Origin of the sequence: Microcoleus sp. AT9b-C3 (assembly GCF_036705485.1) — a bacterium.
In the GTDB taxonomy this organism is placed as follows: Bacteria; Cyanobacteriota; Cyanobacteriia; order Cyanobacteriales; family Microcoleaceae; genus Microcoleus.
Genome location: NZ_JAUBUR010000013.1, coordinates 142699 through 162867, shown reverse-complemented (window position 1 = coordinate 162867; position 20169 = coordinate 142699). Strand labels below are relative to the sequence as shown.

Annotated in this window: 17 protein-coding genes; 6 read left to right on the top strand and 11 right to left on the bottom strand. The window is 41.9% G+C overall.

Annotated features, from left to right (window positions below):
• Window positions 1-41: 41 nt before the first annotated feature.
• The 7 genes from QUB77_RS14660 to QUB77_RS14630 form a co-directional block, all read right to left on the bottom strand.
• The gene (locus QUB77_RS14660) at window positions 42-1196 is read right to left on the bottom strand and encodes a phosphoribosyltransferase-like protein (protein WP_333323242.1); all 1155 of its coding nucleotides are present in this window, start codon (window positions 1194-1196) and stop codon (window positions 42-44) included.
• Window positions 1197-1211: 15 nt separating this feature from the next.
• Window positions 1212-2507 carry a hypothetical protein gene (locus QUB77_RS14655; protein ID WP_333323240.1) on the bottom strand — a complete coding sequence of 432 codons (1296 nt, stop codon included), beginning with the start codon at window positions 2505-2507 and terminating at the stop codon, window positions 1212-1214.
• 2 nt (window positions 2508-2509) lie between these two features.
• The gene (locus QUB77_RS14650; protein WP_333323238.1) at window positions 2510-3358 is read right to left on the bottom strand and encodes a hypothetical protein; all 849 of its coding nucleotides are present in this window, start codon (window positions 3356-3358) and stop codon (window positions 2510-2512) included.
• Window positions 3359-3738: 380 nt separating this feature from the next.
• Window positions 3739-7644: a hypothetical protein gene (locus QUB77_RS14645; protein ID WP_333323236.1), complete on the bottom strand. Its 3906-nt coding sequence runs from the start codon at window positions 7642-7644 to the stop codon at window positions 3739-3741.
• A 44-nt stretch (window positions 7645-7688) separates the two neighbouring features.
• Window positions 7689-8522, bottom strand: a complete 834-nt coding sequence (locus QUB77_RS14640; protein ID WP_333260940.1) for a hypothetical protein — start codon at window positions 8520-8522, stop codon at window positions 7689-7691.
• Entirely contained in the window at window positions 8519-9895 is a 1377-nt protein-coding gene (locus QUB77_RS14635; RefSeq protein WP_333323234.1) for a GNAT family N-acetyltransferase, read from the bottom strand. Before QUB77_RS14635 ends, QUB77_RS14640 begins: the two co-directional genes overlap by 4 nt.
• A gap of 1101 nt (window positions 9896-10996) precedes the next feature.
• Complete coding sequence (locus QUB77_RS14630; protein ID WP_333323232.1) at window positions 10997-11143, bottom strand: hypothetical protein; 147 nt, start codon at window positions 11141-11143, stop codon at window positions 10997-10999.
• A gap of 164 nt (window positions 11144-11307) precedes the next feature.
• On the opposite strand from QUB77_RS14630, the gene QUB77_RS14625 reads away from it, so the two are divergent.
• Together QUB77_RS14625 and QUB77_RS14620 are read left to right on the top strand one after the other, a co-directional pair.
• Window positions 11308-11622: a hypothetical protein gene (locus QUB77_RS14625; RefSeq protein WP_333323230.1), complete on the top strand. Its 315-nt coding sequence runs from the start codon at window positions 11308-11310 to the stop codon at window positions 11620-11622.
• An 82-nt stretch (window positions 11623-11704) separates the two neighbouring features.
• The gene (locus QUB77_RS14620; RefSeq protein WP_333323228.1) at window positions 11705-12187 is read left to right on the top strand and encodes an Hsp20/alpha crystallin family protein; all 483 of its coding nucleotides are present in this window, start codon (window positions 11705-11707) and stop codon (window positions 12185-12187) included.
• A gap of 414 nt (window positions 12188-12601) precedes the next feature.
• Here the strand turns inward: QUB77_RS14620 and QUB77_RS14615 are convergent, their stop codons facing one another.
• Entirely contained in the window at window positions 12602-13432 is an 831-nt protein-coding gene (locus tag QUB77_RS14615; RefSeq protein ID WP_333323226.1) for a KilA-N domain-containing protein, read from the bottom strand.
• Window positions 13433-13904: 472 nt separating this feature from the next.
• Here QUB77_RS14615 and QUB77_RS14610 point away from each other — a divergent pair, with 472 nt between their 5' ends.
• The 3 genes from QUB77_RS14610 to QUB77_RS14600 all read left to right on the top strand — a co-directional run bounded on the left by QUB77_RS14610 (window position 13905) and on the right by QUB77_RS14600 (window position 15007).
• Complete coding sequence (locus QUB77_RS14610; RefSeq protein ID WP_333323224.1) at window positions 13905-14066, top strand: hypothetical protein; 162 nt, start codon at window positions 13905-13907, stop codon at window positions 14064-14066.
• 145 nt (window positions 14067-14211) lie between these two features.
• The gene (locus QUB77_RS14605; RefSeq protein WP_333323222.1) at window positions 14212-14601 is read left to right on the top strand and encodes a hypothetical protein; all 390 of its coding nucleotides are present in this window, start codon (window positions 14212-14214) and stop codon (window positions 14599-14601) included.
• A gap of 13 nt (window positions 14602-14614) precedes the next feature.
• Window positions 14615-15007, top strand: coding sequence for a hypothetical protein (locus QUB77_RS14600; protein ID WP_333323220.1), 393 nt, complete (start codon window positions 14615-14617; stop codon window positions 15005-15007).
• Between the two features lie 888 nt (window positions 15008-15895).
• Here QUB77_RS14600 and QUB77_RS14595 read toward each other — a convergent pair.
• The 3 genes from QUB77_RS14595 to QUB77_RS14585 all read right to left on the bottom strand — a co-directional run bounded on the left by QUB77_RS14595 (window position 15896) and on the right by QUB77_RS14585 (window position 18066).
• Window positions 15896-16111, bottom strand: a complete 216-nt coding sequence (locus tag QUB77_RS14595; protein ID WP_333323218.1) for a hypothetical protein — start codon at window positions 16109-16111, stop codon at window positions 15896-15898.
• A gap of 528 nt (window positions 16112-16639) precedes the next feature.
• Entirely contained in the window at window positions 16640-17074 is a 435-nt protein-coding gene (locus QUB77_RS14590; RefSeq protein ID WP_333323216.1) for an aminoacyl-histidine dipeptidase, read from the bottom strand.
• Window positions 17075-17370: 296 nt separating this feature from the next.
• A complete protein-coding gene (locus tag QUB77_RS14585; protein WP_333224292.1) occupies window positions 17371-18066 on the bottom strand; it encodes a hypothetical protein in 696 nt (231 codons plus the stop codon).
• Between the two features lie 318 nt (window positions 18067-18384).
• Here QUB77_RS14585 and QUB77_RS14580 point away from each other — a divergent pair, with 318 nt between their 5' ends.
• Complete coding sequence (locus tag QUB77_RS14580) at window positions 18385-19971, top strand: AAA family ATPase (RefSeq protein ID WP_333323214.1); 1587 nt, start codon at window positions 18385-18387, stop codon at window positions 19969-19971.
• Window positions 19972-20169 lie beyond the last annotated feature (198 nt).

Sequence of the window (20169 nt, the reverse complement as noted above, 5' to 3'; positions counted from 1 at the left end):
ACGTGGAAATTACTGTATTTTCAAACCAATCACGATGGAATTTAGCGTTTTCCATAGGGTGTTGCGTTTGGAGTCTGGCTGTGGTCAAAAATTGCTGTCCAGTCACGAGAAGATTTCCAAAAAAATGTCAAGGTATTGTTAGGGCAATTACGGTGATGACAAGTTAGAGAGGCAGAGTCAAGATACCCCAATGATGTGCTTCCAGCCCGCCGACAATATTTATTAACAAATTCTTCATATTCTGTTTCTGATATCTTATAATTAGATAGAGCAGCCAAAATTTTTAAATCCTTATAGTAAAGCATTTGTTCAGCATAAATTGTTTGCCAGTTGTCGGTAGAAAACTGTATTATTTCTTTTTTAAAGGTTTTTGATTGAGCAATATACATGATAATAAAAAATGATTTTTTCCATTTTGGGAACTGATCCAATAGATTGTTGATTAGGGAGACACACCCAGATAACTGTTTACCAGTTCCATTTATGTAATCCATAAAAACAAAAACAGTATTTTCTGGATTAACATCGAATTTAGGATCATTGTACCCAGGGTTTTCAAAATAGTCTTTTAGTAGTCTAGGTTTACTCGCAGGAGTGCAAGATGTCTCAGAACCAGTGAGAGAACCAGTGAGAGCATGATTTTCGTAATACCCCCAAAGTGTATGCTGGCTTTCAACACCCTTTGTTTTAGGTTGAGGAAGCCAAGCATACCGGATAACTTTATGACGCAGCCACCTTTTAAATTTTATTTCACTCTTCGTTGATGGTTTTGCGAGAGAATGAAATGCTTCAATTAAATGTTCTTGCTCCATCAGAAAATTCAGAAGTTTGTCTCGTAAGTTTTTAACGTCTGATTTAATAGTGCTTTCTGAAAAAAACTGAATTTCTCTCAGAAGCAAATAGGCTATATTTTTTTCAAGAGAAGTGTCAAATTGATTTAGCCATTCCCTGAGTGTATTAGTAGATATAGTTCCAGGTGCTTGTCTCAGTCGTTCAGCGATGGCATCTATGTGATGAATATCATAGATTACTCTTTCATCTACTTCTCTTTCTTGAGGAAGAATAGAAGAAATTGGTGTGTGATAAAGCGCAGTTAAATCATACCAATTTTCTTGTAGTGATTCTAAATACTTTCTCAAATCATCTTGGTCATCTGAATTCGAGAAACTACTTAACTGCTTTTTTTCCTGAGTCATATTTGGGATAAGTTATTAGTGAGTTTGACTTTCAAATGTATAAATATTATTAAATGTTTTCTTGGTTAAAGAAAAACAAAATGGTCTTCTTCCTGAAATTTCTATTATGTCAGATAATTCTGGTGTTTCTCGAATTTTAAAACTTGCTTTTTTGTATAAAATATAGCGCGCTTCTGAATCAGTGCGATTGTAAAGATAATTATCGAAACTATTATTTCTTTTTGAAATCAGTTCATTAACTGATAACCTATATCCACCTTCCGCGAATAGGACTTTTAAAAATCCTTGGACATCTCGATCAAGTCCCAGATTTTTACAAACATATTCAAAGTAGCTAAATGCTTGAGCGCGGTACTGATTAACAAAAAGTCTTCGGGCTGTGTTGATATCTACTGAACCATTAGAATTTTCATCAGCTTTAGAAGCCCAAATCAGATGACACAAAACTTCTATATTTCTCGGCATTCCTCCAGAAACAATAGATACAAAATCAATAATATCTTGATTAAAAGGATAACTTTTATCCTTAAATCTTAGTGTGATCTTACTATTTTTTTCTTCTATATAATCCTTGATTTCTGTTTCACTTAATGGCTCAACCAATCTAAAATCAAATCTGCCATCTTTCAATTGAGCTGCTTCTGCTTGAATGTTAATCAAGTAATCTCCTGTCACACTAACACATATTCCCCAGCTTCGATTCGTAGAAAAGCACTTTTCAGATAAGTCGTGCAGGAAAGTCATCAATTGGGAGACATTAATTTTTAGGCTTGAAAATAAAATTTCTACCTCATCAAAAATCAGCAAAATATGACTTCTGGTAGTAGCGGCAAACATTCTCATAATTAAATCTATAAATTCAGGTTTATCAGCTTGCTTGATTAAAGTCAAGCATTCCTCCCTACTTAAAGCTCTCTGAGAAATCAAGCTTCTCCGAATATTATCCAAAACCATTCCATAAAAATTAGTAATTTCGCTCTTATTTGGATCGCCAGACATGGAAATTTGATTTGCTACTTCTTGAAATCTGATTGGAATACAAAGGCTGCGTTCAGCTTGAAGTACCTCTCGTCTGACAAGATTCAGTCGAGTTGTTTTACCAGAACCATAATCTCCCACAAAGAAAAACCTGATTGGTTCTGTTTTATATTTGATGCTATATCTCACTGTCTTCAGTAAATCAGATACTGTCCCTCTTTCTACAATAGGGTGAAACAGCTCATAACCTGCTACTGATGAAGCAGATCCTTTAGCTGCATAGGGATTTTGTGCAGGAGAGAGTAAGCCGCCATTAATATCTGTGTAAGCCATATTCAACCCACCATAGTATAGTCAAGTATCTTCATAAATCCATACTTAATACCTTGAATATCGATTAACTCGATACCAAGGTTCTCAGCAAGCTGTGATTTAGTTATTCTCAGTTCAATTCGATTGGTAATGCGAAGTCTTACTAAAAAGCTTTTAATTTCATCATGCCGGTAATCAGAAACTTCTTTCAATCGATTCAAAACATGACTAAGTGGAATTAACCCCATATTTTTTTGGGCATATTCTTGATAGTTATTAATAATAAACTTCATGAGTTGTAGATAATTATTGATTTCAATTTGCTCGGTGTAAACTAGCTCTAAATAACCTACAGGATTTTTGTTTTGATTTCCAATAAAGCTATAGCCACAATGCTTTATTAATAGTTGGCGAATCAAGGCAGGAGCTGGGTTATCACCCAGTTGATACTTATCTTTAAGTAGTTGTCTGTCGGAGCTATATATTTTAACTATTTGTGAATACTGTGAGCAAACCTGAGTTAACTTTTCGTTAAATGACTTGGCTTCTAAAACCCACTTCAAAGGTTGAATAACTTCGATTTTGGATTGAAGCGAAAGTGAAACCGTTCTACCAGGAGTTAAGTCGCGGTAAAAATTATTATTAGCCTTGAATAAGTCAAGAACGTAAAAACCAGCTAAATAGTTTTTAATGGTTGTGGCTGACATCGGGCTTCCTGCTTTTGGGCCACTATGAGCAATAAGTTTGCCTTGAAGCCATGAGACAGCAGACTTGATAGTTAGTCCATCATTGGCTAAAATTCCCTCTGCCAGCAGCTTCATGTCTTCTTCATACTCTTTGGGTAAGTAGAAAATCGGGATTACCTTAGACATACTACGTTCTAAGCCTATAAGCAGAATATTGCTTCTGCAATAATCACCAATACCATCATACTTTACTTTAGTCTTCTCAACTATACAGGTTAAAACAAAAGTGAAAACAACTTACTTTTTCAAAGTTATCACCCAATTTGGCTTCCGAACTGATCTGTTAGAGCCTTACGCTCTCGCTTTGAGAGGAGAACCCATAAACCAGAGCCCCTTCTTAAGCTTCGCTAACGTAACCTTGCGCGAACAGACGCTCCTCTACCAGTAGCCCCCTGCCGACAATCTTGCTGCAGGTAAGGTGATAGAAACACCATCCGTCAGAACAGGTCAAGTGCTCGGACTCAGGTCTGCCAACAAGTGAGTGAGAGCCTCTCACCCTTTAAAAATTAGTCCCGGCGGCGAAGCATAATTTCTAGATGTCCCTTTTTGTACAAAGTCTTTAAGAGTTCCCATACCTCCTGATTATGTGGCAAATTTTGACGAAGTTGGCTAATGGCGATCGCACTGTTGTCAGAGCTAATGGCATTTAAAAGCTGTCTTTCTTCCTCCTGAAGGCTTTCATCTCTTTTAAAATGAATTTCTTTCAATTTATCCTGAAGAACCTGACTGTATTCAAAAATAGATTTGAGTTGGGTTATTCGTTCTTCAAGGTTGGTTAAGTTGTCGATCGCAGATCGCAACTGTTCTCTTTGTAATGATAGCTGTGTTTTTAAATCAGTGAGTTGACTCAAAAACTCTGTCATATCGTGGTTGCGTTCTTGGGAAATAAAGGAAAAATCACGCTCCAATTGCTCCCATTCTGAAACCAAACCTTCGCAGAATTTTTGCAAAATTTCCCACAAAACTCCTTTCATAATGTGGTAAGATCCATCCCGGTCTTCATCATCAAATTTGCATCTATTTTTCAAAGGAGATTCATTAATTGAAATTAGATCCAGTAAGACTTCGTAACGACTAAGCATTTGCTCGAAAGCCTCTCGACGCGAGCGCTGTTCACCATTAATTTCCTCTTCAAGTTCAACCAAAGGTTGTTGCAGTAAATCGTACTGTCTAAAACTCTCAAGCTGATTGTTGCTAAAATGCTTAACAACCCGGTCAACAAAGTCATCATCATAACGCATCAAGCGAACTGGGTCTTTCTTCAAATTCTCTCGTAACATCTGTGCTCGATTTAGAATAATCCGCCACTTCTCTAAACCATCTACCAACTCCTCAAGCCTAAATTTAGTGGTTTCGTAAGTTAGCAAAAACTGCTGACAATGCTTTAGCTGATTATGCAATGCAAGTATATCAATTTCATTTACTTTAAGCGAACTAGCTAGGCTTTGGCAATCTTTATCTAGCTGATTTACTTGCCTTTCCAAAATTATCCGGTAGTCATTGAGACAAGATTCTAGGCCGCTATCACTCTCAATCATTTGACTAATTTTAGAAGCATTCAAGTCTAGGGTAAATTTTTCTAGCCTGAGTTTAATTCCACGCAGTTCTTTTTGCAGGGTTGAGCGCCTCTCAATGCAAAAATTTTCTAGAAGCTCCCGTTCGGCTTGGATATTTCTATGAACTTGATCGAGAGCTACCTCAGACTCATGGTTAGCATCAATAATTTTTTCCTCCTCATTTATCTTTTCATTGATTTCATGTAAAATCGTCTCATCAAAAGTTTCAACTAACGAAGAAACCCGAACGCGGAGTTCTTTTAATTGAGCATTTAACTCATCTGGCTCTAATTCCAAACTGGCTTCGCGGATAACATCCGTTGAACGCGCCCACTCTATGTAGCGTCGTCGCTGCAACCATTCAAGAGCTTCTTGAAACTCGTCTTCAAGATAGCCAAGCAGTTTTACTGCTTTCCATAACTTTGAATACTCTAATGCTTTAACATCTTGCTGTCCCCACGCCGTCTCAACTGTCTGTGTTCTGCCTTGTGATTGCAGTTTCTCTTTAATAAACGATTCCAAAGGATGTTCTGTAAATTTAACTTGGGAATTTCCTTCTTTCCGTTTGGCAATTTTCTCCCCACTCATCAAGCCATGTTGTTTGAAAACTGCTAAAACACTGGGTAGGCTAGAACTTCCCATTTCAAACAAATTTTCAAATTCTTCTTTGGAAACTTGATATAACTGACGACCTTTGCGAACAGATAAAGGTATCTTTTCCAAGAGGGACTTATATTTACGTAACGTCGGGTTCAGACTATTATAGAAAGACTTATAATCGGTAAATAAGGCTTTACATTTTTGATAGAACACTGATTCGATAAGTTTACTGTCTGAGCCATTTACCCCCTTGAGGCCCCCAATTTCCCAAGTTTGAGGCGAAATCGCCGGAAACAGCAATCGCATGGCATACTGGTGACACTCTTGGCGATGGTGTTCTAATCTAGAGCGATCGGCTTTACTGACTTCAGGATTTTTTGAGAGCCAGTCTTGAATATAATGAGACAAACTCAGCAGCGTACAAACAGAACATTGTTCGGAAGCCATGACTTTGCGGAGTAAGCCGAAGGATGTGGGATATTCGCCTTCAAAACTTCGACCTAACTGAAGATGGAAGTCTACTTGATTAGTTCCGGCGATCGCAGTTAAAACTTGTGGAACGACGGTTGCTTTTCCCTCATAGTTAAAGTAAAACCGCCAATCTAAGTGAGTTTCTTCTGGGGATTGAAACCTCATTAAACCAGATTCTTTACTCCCGACACTGATAACAAGAGAACGCTTAGGAAAATCCGCATTATATTTTTCTGGAGCCCCTTCTAATAAATTAAAAACTCCAAATCTATCCTGCTTCCACTCTCCTTTATAACGCCAAGACCAATTGGCTTTCTGACCAGTTCTAGAAAGTGGGAAGAGTAAAGAAATAATTTCCGACTTGAAAATCGTTGTAGCCATCTCTTCTTTTTGAGTATCGTTCCACTCTCCAAACCATTGCTGACGAAATCGATTTAAAATTTTATCTACAACTGTGGGAATGCTTGTCTGAAGAAGGGCGACTAAAGCAAAAGTGCGCTCAGTCGGCTGTATAATGTGCAGCCCGTAAAAATTGTCATCTTCTGCTAGTTTTTTCAACTCCTTTAAGAGTTGAAATTGTTTAGCTACACTTTCAGAAAGGCCTGAGGGGAAACCAGCGAGTAGCTTGATTACCTCTCGCCCTTTGGGGTGTTTTGGAAAGGAGATCAACGGCTCCAAGGTTTTGATAGTATTGCTAATTTTGTGTTGTTCCGTGCCATATAACTGTACTTGTCCTTCTAGATAATCCTGAATCAAATCTAAAGGAGTATAGGGACGCTGATTATTTTGAGCAAAATGGATGATGCGTTTAAATACTTCAATGACGGTGCGAGGGCCATTGCTGAAGTTTTGTCGATCGCATAATTGCCCTAAACTTTCAATTGTTGCTGGATGTGCTAAGTGATTCTGCTGCGCCTTGTCTTCCAGAAAATTAGTACACAAATAATTCCACAGTTTTCCTGGGAACTCAGAACTGTACGCACCAGCTAATCTAAGAGATACTTTCTGTTCCTTCATACGGTGAATAATATCACCAGCTTGTTCTTCAATAGCTGATTCAGTCGGAGTAGTCGGCATACTTAGAATTAATGCAACAGGCGTAGAACCCAAAGCTCGCATTCCTTTAACTAAATCGCTCAAAATCTGGATGCGAACGCTAGCACCTTCTTCTGTTCGCAAAAATTCTTGGCTTTCATCCGCAAATATTGCTAAACCTGCAAAACCTGCTTGTCGGAGGATAGAAACTGTTTCCTGCCAAAAATTCAAAACATTATCAGTATTTGTGGTGTCAGTATTTAATTGTTGAATAATTTTTAAAGCTTTGTCTTCAGATAACTTGTACTTGAGCGCTATTTCTGCTGCTATATTTTGCTGAGACTTCAAGCCATATTTGCGATACAGTACCTCAATCTGAGGAATAAATTCTGGTTGGAGGCACGTTTTTATCCAGCCATAAGTGGCAACCATCAAATCTCCCAGTTCTTTAAACTTGAAAGGCGGCACCGCGATTATCTTATGATCCTGACACTGCTGCCATAAATAAATTAGTGTTGCTGTCTTACCATACCCATAGTCGGCACTGAGGTAGCCAGTAACAGGTTTACCCTTACCAATTTCCTCAACCAAATGGTCTTTTAGAGTTTTTACGGGTTCAATTGGGTTATAGCTGCTTGCATATAGATTATAAACTCTGGCTACTTCTTGAGGCTCATTTTCTATCTGGGAGGGATTGACTGTATCGACAATTGCTTGGATTGAGTTTAGTTGTTCTAATAATCTTTTCATGGATTGTAAATATAAAGTTTGTCTCGGAGAATGCTAATACTTAGCTAAAGCAATTGAGTCCACTCAGGGGATTGAGTCAGCATTACCCATTGTCCGTATCCCCCTTCATAGCCACAGTCAAAGAAGCCACCTCGATCATAATCATAGGTGCATTTAGCATTATCTATGCTACCATCTAATCCGCTCGGATCTAGCAACAACATTTGACAAATAGCCTCTTGAACTTCTTCTCGCAAGAAAATCTTGACTCCATAGGTTCGTTGTTGCTGTTTGTAGATTGTGTCTACTGCCTGAAGTAAAATAGGAGCGGCGCTGAAGTAGCGACGGCTGAAGTGTTCGTATTTGCCTTCTGGTTCTATAACACTGGGTGATAGCGATCGCAACCAATTGAGGGCACCAGCCACACTCGTATCACTAAATGCTATTTCACTGGTAGGTAGTTCAAACTTGACAGCAGCCTTTTCAATTACTTCTCCCACTAGAGATTTTTTTTCGGGAGGCGATAAAACAACTTCTTTTCGCAGCCAGAGTTGTTGTACAACTGTAGCATAAGTCCAAGAAAACCTTTTTTCAGATTCTTTGTGGTGCAAATTATAAATTAGTAAATGTAAAAAATCTCCTAACAATTCGGGGTTAGACTGTTGAATTATAGCTGCAATTCCACCAAGAGGTGTCAGTGAGGGTGGATTTTTTTTTGAAATAATTGAAATGTTTCGCAAAAATGGGAATACTACCTTTTGGATAACGGAAACTCCTAAATTACAAGTAGCTGCCAATTCTTCAAAATTTGTTTCTTGGTTTTTTAAGAAATCAAGAATTGCAGCTACTCTTTCTAGTGTGGTGTTTTGCTGAATGTGTAAAGTTAATTTGTTGCTCATAAAGCGCGTTGTAAGGTATCTAACCAAGCTGTTAAATTGTGCATAATCCGATATTCTCTGCTGGTTCTCAATTTATCAATATTTTGACAAAAATAACATGAATGCTGTGTAGACTCTTTAAGGGCCTCTAAACCTGTTTTAGTAGTTTCAAAGCTGCGTCTAACGGTTATTTGAATTTGAGAAGTACCCGGAAAAAAGATGCTACCGAAAGCTCCAGCTTTCGACCAAGTTGAGCTATCCAAACTATGAGGGACAAGAGAGTTATTGCGGAGGCGATAAAAGCTGTTTGGGCCCCCAATGCCAAAGCAGTGAACTTTCATGTTTTTTTCACTGGCGATACTGCAAACAATCTTAAACAATGCCAAACTAGATTCAGAAATCATATTAACGCTGCCGTTAGGCCCTGACGTTCCCCAAGAACCGAAACCGATACGGGTAATACCCATTTTTGCATAGGTCTCAATGCAGCGATTGATTTGGTTAATGTTGCGTCCATGTACAGGAGCGATCGCACGTTCTTGTACATAAATTGGCATTTTACTGAAAAAATTTTCGCAATGGTAAAGCGTTTCGCGAACTTTGTACTCCACTATTTTATCTGAATCAGTTGAGATGGGTACAATATCGGGCAATACATACCCATCTGCCCAAGTATTATTGCGATAAAAATTATCTAAAAATTCCAGCAGTCGATCGTAAGTAAATTTTCCCTGTTGCACCTGATATGCCCCGCAATCTAGCCAAACTTCCGAAATGTTGCCCACATCTTTTTGTTGATGAAAGTATTCTGTAGTAGAAGCTGGGCACGTTATTGGTGAGTAAAGAACGCGATCAAAAGGATTACGCTGATCGCCGCCAGAAATCCACAACTGTCTACTGCGTTCAATTTCAGGGCCGCCAGCACTTACAGCCGCCACAAACTGGGGAGTTGTGAGAGCATTATTGCATAATATCTTTTCCCAAACAACTAAAGAGCGACGTTTACCAGGCTCAATTTGTACTCGATCGAATCCCATCTTGTTGTAAAACCCGTTAGCTTCTATGTCCAGGGGGCATTTTAGGCGCAGTTTTGTAATACCGCACTTCCTACTGTGTTTTTCCCATGCACAAATAAGCTGACGACCTATGCCTAGCCTGCGGTGGTCGGGGGAAACGCAAAGATGGTAAAGAGTAGAGATTTTGTCTCGACGGTGATGAAAATGGAGAAAGCCGAAGGGGTGGTAAAGAATTTCACGGCTTGCGATCGCTTCTGCCAGAACTGCCCGATTCACAAAGCCTATCTCTTGCCGATGCACATCGGCAAGCACCTTAATCTGAAATAGCTCCTCGCTCGAAGCAAATACCACCTTTGACTCTAAACACCTAGTCTGCACACATACCTCACTTCTTCCAACCAACGAACGTAGACAAGTGTAGCCGATGTCCGCACCTGTTAATTTTACACTTGTTGCTTGCGGTAAAATTTATACTATTAATTGTATTGTACTTTTACGACTTTATTAAACTTTTGCCTTACTAAATTTTTGGATTAAAACATTACATCTTGATTAGTTAATTGTTTGATAGAATAACTTACTTAACCAGGAGCTATGCAAGTCTCCCAATTAATAAGGTAGACCCGATAAGAACCCCCTGATAATGTGATAATCTATCCATAATCAAAGTCTGACACACCTTACAAGCTGATTCGCGTATGCTACTTGCATAGTCCTATCAGTAGGATGTCATGGTTACATCCTATGACCAGCAAGGGTTGGGCTGGCTATTACTGTCACACCCGGTACTTGCACGAAAATTAAGCATTTTAGAAGGATAAAGACTTCAGAATATAGCACAAGTGCTAACAGATCACAACACCAGCAGCACTTAACCGGATTTTTAAGAAAGCCCCAACACAAAACTGGATGGATAATTTATGGAAGAGAGCGCGAGCTACTAGAATGGCGAACTTATCCTGCAACACTTAGAACTTTTAGGCGCTTACCCGCTGTTTACTAATTGATGTCCCCAATGCGGAATAACTTATTCCAAGTACGAAACCCCCTCAGCACTGGGCTATTCCAAATGTTGCGAGCTAGAGATTCGATGTAAAGCGATAGTTCGGAACGGTATCCTTAATTTCTTAGCAACGGGAAAGCGCTCGATTGGTCACCCATCTGAAAGTGCAGCCGACCAAGCCCTCAGCAAACACGACAAACGCAGACTGAGGCAGCATAGGTAACAGCACAAGCTGGTGAAGCCACTATTGCTGAGCACAGAATAGCATTGCGGTAATTGTGGCTAATCAGTTATTTTGCTGGCAATTGCTTCGCTGACCCAACAACACTACCACATTTCCACCCAATAAACGACCGCCCGTTTTATTGACAGCACGAAAATAAAGAAGCTAATGATGCCACTGTTAATTTACTCGCATTGTGGGAAGACTAGGGAGATGTCGAACTATACTTCAAATATCGCTACAAAGTTTTTAATTACCGCATTGGCATACTGACGGAATATTTTGCGTTTCCCAACGTCACGGTTGTGCTGTAAGATTTGTGCGAGATGAAAGCCAAAGTGCGAGCGTAATGTTGAGTTGGATGCGATCGGCGATCGGGATAAAAGATGATGTGAGCCAAAACCAGATGTCAACGGATTAGATAAGTGCCCAGAAGGCGTAGGCATCGCTCTCAAGTACAGCCATTGACTCTTACACAGTTTACAGAAGCGCTTTGGGATCTTACTACTTGTTGAATTAACGACACATAACCTCTTGGGCGATCGCGTTTTTAAGAAGGGGATTATGCGAGATCCCTCATACGGGAGCGATGGCTCTGGGAAAGCAGCGATTACCCGCTCTGCACGTCAGAGCGCGCCTGCTACACATCACCCGCACCGCGTTTTTGGTACGGTTAACACCAGCGATACTTCCCCCGACGCTCGCGCCGTGCAGAGTTCCCTCGGCAGGGTCATCATGGCATTGCCACCACCTTTTCGGTTTCTAGGAATAGCTTTGTACGGTTTTCTTCAATACCAGTTCCCCCTGGTTCTTTCACGTTCATTCTGGCAAATACGACCAACAGAGTTGGGTTCTCCTGACTGTTCCTCCCACTTATAAAGCGGCATCATAATAACTGTAAGCAATGAGCTTCAACTCAAACAAACTTATAGAGCTTTACCAATCTTTGAGGTGACAGATTATGTTGATGCGCTCTTGGCAACCCTTCACGGAAATTGAAACCATCCGTCAGCAACTCGATAAAGCTTTTGATCAACTGGCAGCAACGAGAGATAACTCAGAAACCGCTTGGATGCCCGCTATGGAATTGGCTGATGCTGGGGACAACTTCGTATTAAAAGCGCAACTGCCTGGAATTGACCCCAAAGACATTGACGTTCAAGTCACTCGCGAAGCAATTTCCATCTCTGGCGAACGCCGCTACGAAAACACAGACGAAAAATCTGGGTACGTCCGCTCTGAATTCCGCTATGGCAAATTCCAACGGGTGCTTACCTTGCCCGCACCCATTCAAAACGACTCCGTGCAAGCTGAATGCAAAGATGGCATTCTAACACTAACACTACCGAAAGTGACTGAAGCTCGCAATAAAGTCGTCAAGATTAACTTAGCCGAAATTGCTGGAGCTTCAACGAATCCCGCTTTGGAACAGGCTAACCAATAACGATCGGCTGTGCTTAATGGAGTGAGGCAAATTTTCCTAAATTGAGCCGGATTGGATTTACTTAACAACAACGGAACTGGAAAAGCTGATGCCGGGAGCTACTTGCTCTCGGTATTTTTTATTTGGGAAAGCCTTATAAAAATCTACAGATACCGTGGAGCGACGCTGATTTCAGTAAGTGGACCAAAATATTTCACGCTTGTCGGCACCAATTTCATTGAGTCTGCGAACCTACACAGCATTAGCGATCGCTCCAATGTCCGCACTCTCGTTGCAAACTTGAGATGGGATGCTGGCGTTTTGATTCCAATAATTCAGTTTCTACCGGGCGTTGCTTAACCTTTATTTACCTCATGTCCTCAGAAAGCGGTTATCTCGGCTGTACCGCAAAATTGTTTGAGAGTAGTGATAAAGTTACTTAGAAGCAGGCTGAGACTGATTTGTTTTAAGCCTTTTTTGAATAGGCTTCACCTCACATCCGATAGCATCTGAAATTAATTTGCATTCTTCTGCCGTACAGAATTTTCTAACATATTCAGGAAATTTGTCGGGAATGTATGTATCTTGCAGCCACTGATGAAACTCTCCCAGCAAGTTGAAGGGATAAACGTTTGCAAGTTGCTCTCCCCTGCGGTCGGGATAATGATGGATGTACTGCTCGAATTCATCGGTATTGTATCCTTGTTCCCTCAGCCAATGACACCACGCTCGACCTACTGAAATATCTATAGTGGCTGTGTCGGGCAGCAGAACGCCTTTAGCCTCTAAATCTCTCATTAATCCGGCTATCTGCTCAAAAATACACCACTTACCCCGCGGCAGCCTGGTATTTTGTTCAAACAAAGTTAATCGTTGATACCAAACCCGTTGGTAAGGATGCAATTGAACAGTCTCGTAGACCGGGGTTAGGCCAGTTGTCAGCCATTTTTCTACCCATTCAGCGACTATCATTTCAAATTCGGGCGAGAGCCACATAGCAAAAGAGATAGCTAATTTTGGATGAATCCAAGTCTCTTGGTTTCTCCCGCTTCCTTTTTTTTGTACTAGGTCGTATACCTCAAGCCCTGTTTTATCCGATAGCAGTTCTATATATTGAATAGTCCGATCGTTTTCAAACCATTTTGTAGCGTTCTTGCGAGTTCCGGTTTTTCGTTCGTAAGCTTTAGTTAGCTTAGTTGCATTGATGTAACCATCATTTTGGCGTTGCTCGACAACTAAATCACCGATTTTGTGGTCTATGTACATCGTTTAATTCTCTAATGGCATGAATTTATAGAATGTAGCGTTTGCTTTCAACAGGCTGATTAGAGTTGTCCGTATTGCTGAGAGTCGGTTTTCACTACCTAAGTCCCCAATCATTGTCGCTCGCTCCCAACACCAAAATTTTTGGCAAACTAAACCCAGACCAAAACCTCAACACCCCCGCTGCCCAGAATCCATGAGTGCGATCGATGTTTCCTCTACGCACGCAACCCACACCTCATCTGTGCCGTACATCCCACAGGCCCCAACACCGACACTTGCCCCGACTTTCAAGAAAACCCCGACGCCGAGCCGGAGGAACTGTGGGAACCCGAGGGTGCAAGCTAAAGCAGGCGGCGAACTTATCCTGCAACGCCCGGCAGCGGTGGACACGCCTTGCAACAGTTAGAGCTGCTCGATACGCACCCCCTGTTTACTGGCCGGTGTTCCCAATGTGAAATGACTTATCTTCAGTATGAAACGCCGCCTATTGATTGGGATTGTTCGGCTTGCGGGTGGATGGATGATTCGGTTTGAGGCGACGGTTGACAACGATAATTATCAGCAACGGGAAAACACTCGCTCGGTTGAAGTCGCAAGGCTGGCGATCGCTCTCATCGATGTTGTAATGGAATAGAGGAACCGTCCCCCAATATGGTCCCTACACGGCACAGACCTTTACCCCTTCAACTCCCCGCATATGCGTTATCTGTCAACAGACGCGCAAGGGGCGTGTCGAGCAATTCCTTTACAAGTTTTTTAACGGTGTCACGGTACCAAAATTGAAGAGACAACCTTTTGCAAAAGGGTTTATCCACAAGTACGCCCTTGATGGAGCTGAACCTGAGTTTTTCCTTACTGAGGACAACACAGCAGAAGCGTATAATCGAGCGGTTAGGCAAGCTCTCGCCCACCAAACAAGGAAAAACTTTAAGTGGGATTTGGCGTTGGTTCAGATCGATGAGGCATTTCATCAACTATACGGAGATAACAATCCTTATTTGACAACCAAGGCCACTTTTCTTGCGGAACAGATTCCTGTTCAAGAGTTTCAGATCGAGACTGTTGATGTTCCCGATCGAAGTCTTTGCTATGTTCTCAACACTATGGGACTTGCTACTTACGCCAAGCTGGGCGGAATTCCGTGGTTGATTAAAGCTAATCCTACATAACACTGGAGATACTATGTCACAAGGACTAAAGAAACTCTCTAATTGGAGCTTACACAATCCTCAGATTGCTGGAGGTCTTGTAGATGCTGAGACGGTTCACGCTCATCAGATAGGTGGCAACATAACCAATTACACGCCCGAGCAGAAGCAAAACCTGGCAGAAGCCGCAGCAGAGATTCAGCAACTTCTACAGCAACTGGAGCAGAATTATCCCACGACTACGCCTCTAGAAAGGGAGGCAGTTGTAAAAGAAGCCCTCAAGCAAATTGAGAGCAATCCAACCTTCAAAGCACGGGTAATTGGAGTTCTAAAAGCAGGCGGTACTGAAGCCTTAAAAGAGCTGGTAGATCATCCCTTGATCAATATCTTTCTAGCAGGTCTAGAAGGCTGGCAAGATGCAGAGTAGCTTAGCGATCGCGCAAGATGCAGAGTAGCTTAGCGATCGCGCTCGAGTGGATGTTGTGATGGAATAGAGAAACCATCCCCGATATTAAAGCCTGACAAATGACCGACCCACCCGTCGAAAAACTAAATTTACTGGACACCGAGTACGCGAACATCCTTGCCTGCTGCAGCTATCCCGCGCCTAAACTGCAATTGCTCAGGTTGGGGGTTGACCCAGCATCAGCCCGCACCACAGCTAAGCCTAAGAAATCAACCGTTTCGCTTGCTGACATAGAGGCAATTTAGAGATTATAGAGGAGTCCTGAGACGACACATCCTAAGGAGATTAGGAATGACGCCCCTTTAAAAAGGGGCTTTACTACACAAAAGTTAATGGTTGTAGCGTTGACAAGGTAGCTGAGATACGGAGATCGTAACTAACTAATTTTCTGACCTGGCTTTCGCGGTTGCAAACCATAGATGGGGAAATTTGAGTTAATCCTAGAAAACATTTGTCGAATTCCAGCAGACTTATCTGTGAGCGACTTGCACCTTGAGAGAAGCCGCCACCAAAAAAATTAGCTAATTTTTGTGTGCCCTAAAGTCTGGCAAGTGCCGTATAAAGTCAGGCGGAAAGCTGTACAAAATCAGTGAGATACAGGTATTTGCAGGGGCTGCACTCTACCTGTATTTACCCGAAAATATCCTGCTTGCCGCCTGCAATTTTATGCCAAATTACTGCTTTTTTGTGTCGAGCGTGCATTTACTTGTTGAGGCTGGTTATAGCTGTTCTCTCTCGGTAGCAAGCAATGTTTTTGTGATCACAAACCAGACTTTTACGTGCAGAAACAAAAACAATGCACCTCATGAATGCAGTAATCCTAAGTGCAAGGTGATCGCGTTAGGCTAGCTATCGGACGAACGATTCCCTCGCGAGCATCGACATCTTTACTGGCTGCAAAATCGCAAACAGAATAGCGGGCGTGCGAAACCAAAGGGCATCCGCCGCCGATACCGAACTGCACCAACTGGCTTGTGTCGTACCCGATGACGCTCCATCGTAAAGGCGGTTGCCCTGTACACCAACTGGCTCGCTCTTGGCTTCAAGAGCGACTGGCAGGAGCACAGTTCTATCCTTGTCCAAACTGCCCCATCAAACTTTCTTGCCTTGATTGCCCAGAGTGAACGTGAGCTAACTTCAACTCCCAACAATTCCTCTGGCACTCTTGCAAAAACCATAAAAACCATAAATTGCTCATTTTTACCCCCCTATAACGTCTATTTGACATGGCTTGCTATGCGACTACCGTACTTATTACGAGGATTGAGGAGGATTTACAAGGGTCTAAAACACAAAAAATCACGCCAAAAGCAACAATTCTTTACAAAAAATGATAAGCATTTATACTGATTGTGAGGCTAAAAGTAGGAAATAGGAGGTGTAATGAGTAAAAAATGTGCTGTTTTCTCCTCTTTTTTCCTCCTTTTTTATCCCTCTAAAATGCGCATCTAGGTCAAATACGGTTTTTACAAAGTAAAATAGCTCTGAATCAAAGGGTGGGTGGCAATAAGCTTCCCCACTCCTAGAATGGATGAGGAGTGGGGAAGCCGTCCTTAACAGGCTATTTTTGACATTCTTAGTTGCTCAAGCGACTTAATCCAAATCATCGATGTCGTCGTCAGCAACATCCACTTCTTCGTACACACTTTTTGAGCTGGAAGCAACTGGGCTGCTCTGACGGGCGAGCCGTTGATTGCGAATGCCCCGATGCTTGGCGCGACGATCGCGGATTGCATCCATATCGGTCAATCCGTATAGGATGCGACTAGCACGCATCAAATCTTTTAAAGGTGTCTCGCTGTAGTCAGCGCGAAATTGGGCATTATGTGTCTCCCAATCAAATTCGCCGCCGTTAAAGCGAGCAACGCTTGCAAGTTCCCGACCTGATTCTTCTCTCAAAACTTCTAGTACCATTAGGCGAAGTTTATCGTTGTAACTAATACACTTGTCTAGCGCTTTTGTGTGAGTTTTTTGCGCTTTAGCGATATGGGTTGCATTAGTCTTGTAAGCTTTTTCAGTAACTGTCATTTTTCAGCTTTCCTGAATTCAATTTTGTTCATTTCCACAGCAGCAATAGCTGCCTTTTTTAGTTAATCAAAAAGTTTTAATTTTTTAAATAACAGCAATAGCTGTATAGATAATTCAGTTTTCTTAAAATAGTTGAAAAATTTAACCAACTAATTATTATAGTTAAGGTTAGTTAACCTACTCTAATAATATGAGAAAAAAAACTCTGTTCAGCCTTTTTTAGGCAGAGCAGAGTTTTACATATTCGACAAAAGCACTGGTGAAGGAAAGCTATAAAATTGAGTGACGGCGAAAGACTATTCTAAGTCTTCGTCTTCATCTTCTTCGTCCTCATCTTCTTCGTCCTCGGTATCGAAGTCTTCTTCGCTGTCCTCATCCAAGTCTTCTTCGGATTCATCTGTTTCCTCATCTTCATCAGCATCAAGTTCATCTTCTAAGTCATCCACATCATCATCATCTTCATCATCGGATTCATCCTGCTTGTTATAGCTATTGCGTTTAGCAAGCGATTCTTGATTGAATTTGACAAGACCTTTAATTGCTTCTTGCGGGTCAAGCTCGAAAACATCGTATAGTTTTGCCATCACAAGCGCAATGACTTCCATATCGTGGCGCAGTGCATCGGGTTGACCAAATAGAGCTGGAAACACTTCGTTATTCCAACGCTGCCAGTTCATCGTTTTGCCGCGTTTTTTTAACTGTGCAGCAATATCCAAACCTAGTTTTTCCTTGGTAGCGTGACCTACCTTAGTTTGGAGGCGTTTTTCGCGCAGTTGAATTTTGACTCCAAACTTTTTCAGAATGGTAGTTCGCACGCGGTCTAAAAGTGCGTCTGCTTGCTCTTCTACAGTGAGTGTCGAACGGCGACTGACCTGCGATTGGGTAGCTGTCGCTGGGCTCTTTGACTTAGCAGCACCATTGCTTTTGCCATTCAAAGTCACCGCTCCATTGGATGGGCGAGAGTTATGGTTTTTAGCTGTTGTTGTAGCCATGAAATTTGATTTAATTAAACTACTTCACGGCTAACAGCGCCGTTAGGCGCTCTCAAATTTCATCAAATTTATAATTATTTTTAGGGGATTAACAATTATTTATAAACTTGTTAGTTTGAAATAAATTTATGTAATAATTCGGTGTGTTTTTTTGAGAGGAGCCGAAATACATAATTATGTATATTGAGGAAATTCGGTAAATAATTCCTAAGAATTAAGAGTAGGTTTGGCTGCTGTAGAACTATTGGCTGATGGCAACGCTCGACCGTAGCATATCAATGAGAAGAGTACCTTTGAATATTTCTTACCGTTGAATTTATGCGTACCATCAATGACTGGCTCGCTTTGGCCCAAAGAGGCATTAAGATTGTCGGGCTGGAGTATTACACGCCTGACCGAATCAGAGTGTTAGCACAGTTCCACAATTGGGGGCAGGAACTGCATTTGCCTGTTTTCTTTTGGAACTCAGGGTACAGCTGCTTGCAGGAAATTGTGAGTCAAGACGGTCAGTGCATCTTGCAAAATACTGACTTGCACCCAGATTCTGACGTGCTTGAGTTTCTATTAGAGAGTAAGAGAGAGGGAATTTACATTCTTGAGGGAGTGCTAGATTTTGACGAATCCGGTCAGGTGAGTTCGCGTCTGGGGTTTCAACTGGCAAATGCTTGCTATCACTCATCTTGGTCTGCGGTTCCTCAGTTTTGGGTGATGCTGGAAAACTACATACAACTGCCGGTGAACTTGCAGCCGTTGATTCCCGTACTGAGGACTCCATTACCGTCCCGAGTTGCAGCGCAAAAGGTGGTGGAGTTGTTTTGCGATCGCAATCCTTGGCTTGGCGACAAAGGCGACGAGGTGTTGCAAGCTGCTTTGGTTCGAGCTTGCCAGGGGTTGCCCCAAGGTGAGATCGAGTTGATTTTGGAGCGATCGCTAGCTTTTGCTTCGACTGTGGAGGAAATAGCGCGGTTGGTACTCGACCACAAGGTTAACAAGCTGCGGGGGCGAGGCTTAGAGTTTATTGCCGAGGCAGATGTGCCGGATGCAGGTGGTTTAGACTTGCTAGAGGAGTCGCTGTCAAAGGTAGCTTCTCTGTTGAGTCCAGAAGCAGAGAAATACGGACTCAAATTTCCCAAGGGAATGATTCTCTGGGGGCCGCCGGGTACGGGCAAAAGTCTGAGTGCTAAACTTGCGGCTAAGAAGATGGGAGTACCGCTGTTGGCGGCTGATTGGGGTTCGATTGTCGGTTCTTCCAGACCAGATTTAGCTTTGCGCGAATTGCTGGAACTGACTCAGGCTTTAAGTCCTACAATTCTCTATTGGGATGATTTTGATAAAGGTTTTGCAGGATGGGATTCCAATGCAGATGGCGGAGTTTCTAGGCGCTTATCGGGGAAGCTTTTAACGTGGATGCAAGAGCATCAATACCCAATTTATATCGTGGCGACAGTTAACCGTTTGGGGATGTTACCGCCGGAATTAATTCGTCGCTTTGATGATATTTTCTTTGTGGATTTGCCTCACGAAGGGGCCATATATGAAATTTTCAATCTTCATCTGAAAAAATATTTTCCTGAGTTTCGTAATGCTTCTAAGTCGCCTTGGACAGATGATGAGTGGCGAATTCTGTTGAGGGATTACAGGCTTTGTACGCCAGCAGAAGTCGGCAATGCTGTGAGAAAATGTGCTGAGGAAATTTACTATCGCGATCGGCTGCAAGGGAAACAGCCTGATGAATTGAAGGTGACTTTGCAGGACTTGCGACATCAGCGCTATCAGTTTACGCCGTCGATGCTTCGCGATGAGGAGCAGATTCTAGCGATTCGCAATCAAGCGAGTTATGCTAGATCGGCTAGTGGGCCGGATCGATCGCGATTTTCTATTCCGTTACAGGAGTTGTTTGGTTAGTGTCCAAGAGGAATAGAGTTCTTAACTAACTCACTTACTGCAAGCAAGACTTTCCTATGATAGCCACAATGTGTCCGCAATCGCTTTCATCCATGCTGGCGAAAGCCTTTTCAGAGAAGCGTTACAGCCGTGAGAGTGAATTGGGTTGACAGATTGCCTACTCTTAAGTTATTAAGTGAATAGGTTCCATCGGTTCGG

What these genes read in the sequence shown, in the direction of transcription:
- QUB77_RS14660 (WP_333323242.1), bottom strand. Translation starts at nt 1,196, where the DNA reads ATGACTCAGGAAAAAAAGCAGTTAAGTAGTTTCTCGAATTCAGATGAC.
- QUB77_RS14655 (WP_333323240.1), bottom strand. Translation starts at nt 2,507, where the DNA reads ATGGCTTACACAGATATTAATGGCGGCTTACTCTCTCCTGCACAAAAT.
- QUB77_RS14650 (WP_333323238.1), bottom strand. Translation starts at nt 3,358, where the DNA reads ATGTCTAAGGTAATCCCGATTTTCTACTTACCCAAAGAGTATGAAGAA.
- QUB77_RS14645 (WP_333323236.1), bottom strand. Translation starts at nt 7,644, where the DNA reads ATGAAAAGATTATTAGAACAACTAAACTCAATCCAAGCAATTGTCGAT.
- QUB77_RS14640 (WP_333260940.1), bottom strand. Translation starts at nt 8,522, where the DNA reads ATGAGCAACAAATTAACTTTACACATTCAGCAAAACACCACACTAGAA.
- QUB77_RS14625 (WP_333323230.1), top strand. Translation starts at nt 11,308, where the DNA reads ATGCGAGATCCCTCATACGGGAGCGATGGCTCTGGGAAAGCAGCGATT.
- QUB77_RS14620 (WP_333323228.1), top strand. Translation starts at nt 11,705, where the DNA reads ATGTTGATGCGCTCTTGGCAACCCTTCACGGAAATTGAAACCATCCGT.
- QUB77_RS14615 (WP_333323226.1), bottom strand. Translation starts at nt 13,432, where the DNA reads ATGTACATAGACCACAAAATCGGTGATTTAGTTGTCGAGCAACGCCAA.
- QUB77_RS14610 (WP_333323224.1), top strand. Translation starts at nt 13,905, where the DNA reads ATGAAACGCCGCCTATTGATTGGGATTGTTCGGCTTGCGGGTGGATGG.
- QUB77_RS14600 (WP_333323220.1), top strand. Translation starts at nt 14,615, where the DNA reads ATGTCACAAGGACTAAAGAAACTCTCTAATTGGAGCTTACACAATCCT.
- QUB77_RS14590 (WP_333323216.1), bottom strand. Translation starts at nt 17,074, where the DNA reads ATGACAGTTACTGAAAAAGCTTACAAGACTAATGCAACCCATATCGCT.
- QUB77_RS14585 (WP_333224292.1), bottom strand. Translation starts at nt 18,066, where the DNA reads ATGGCTACAACAACAGCTAAAAACCATAACTCTCGCCCATCCAATGGA.
- QUB77_RS14580 (WP_333323214.1), top strand. Translation starts at nt 18,385, where the DNA reads ATGCGTACCATCAATGACTGGCTCGCTTTGGCCCAAAGAGGCATTAAG.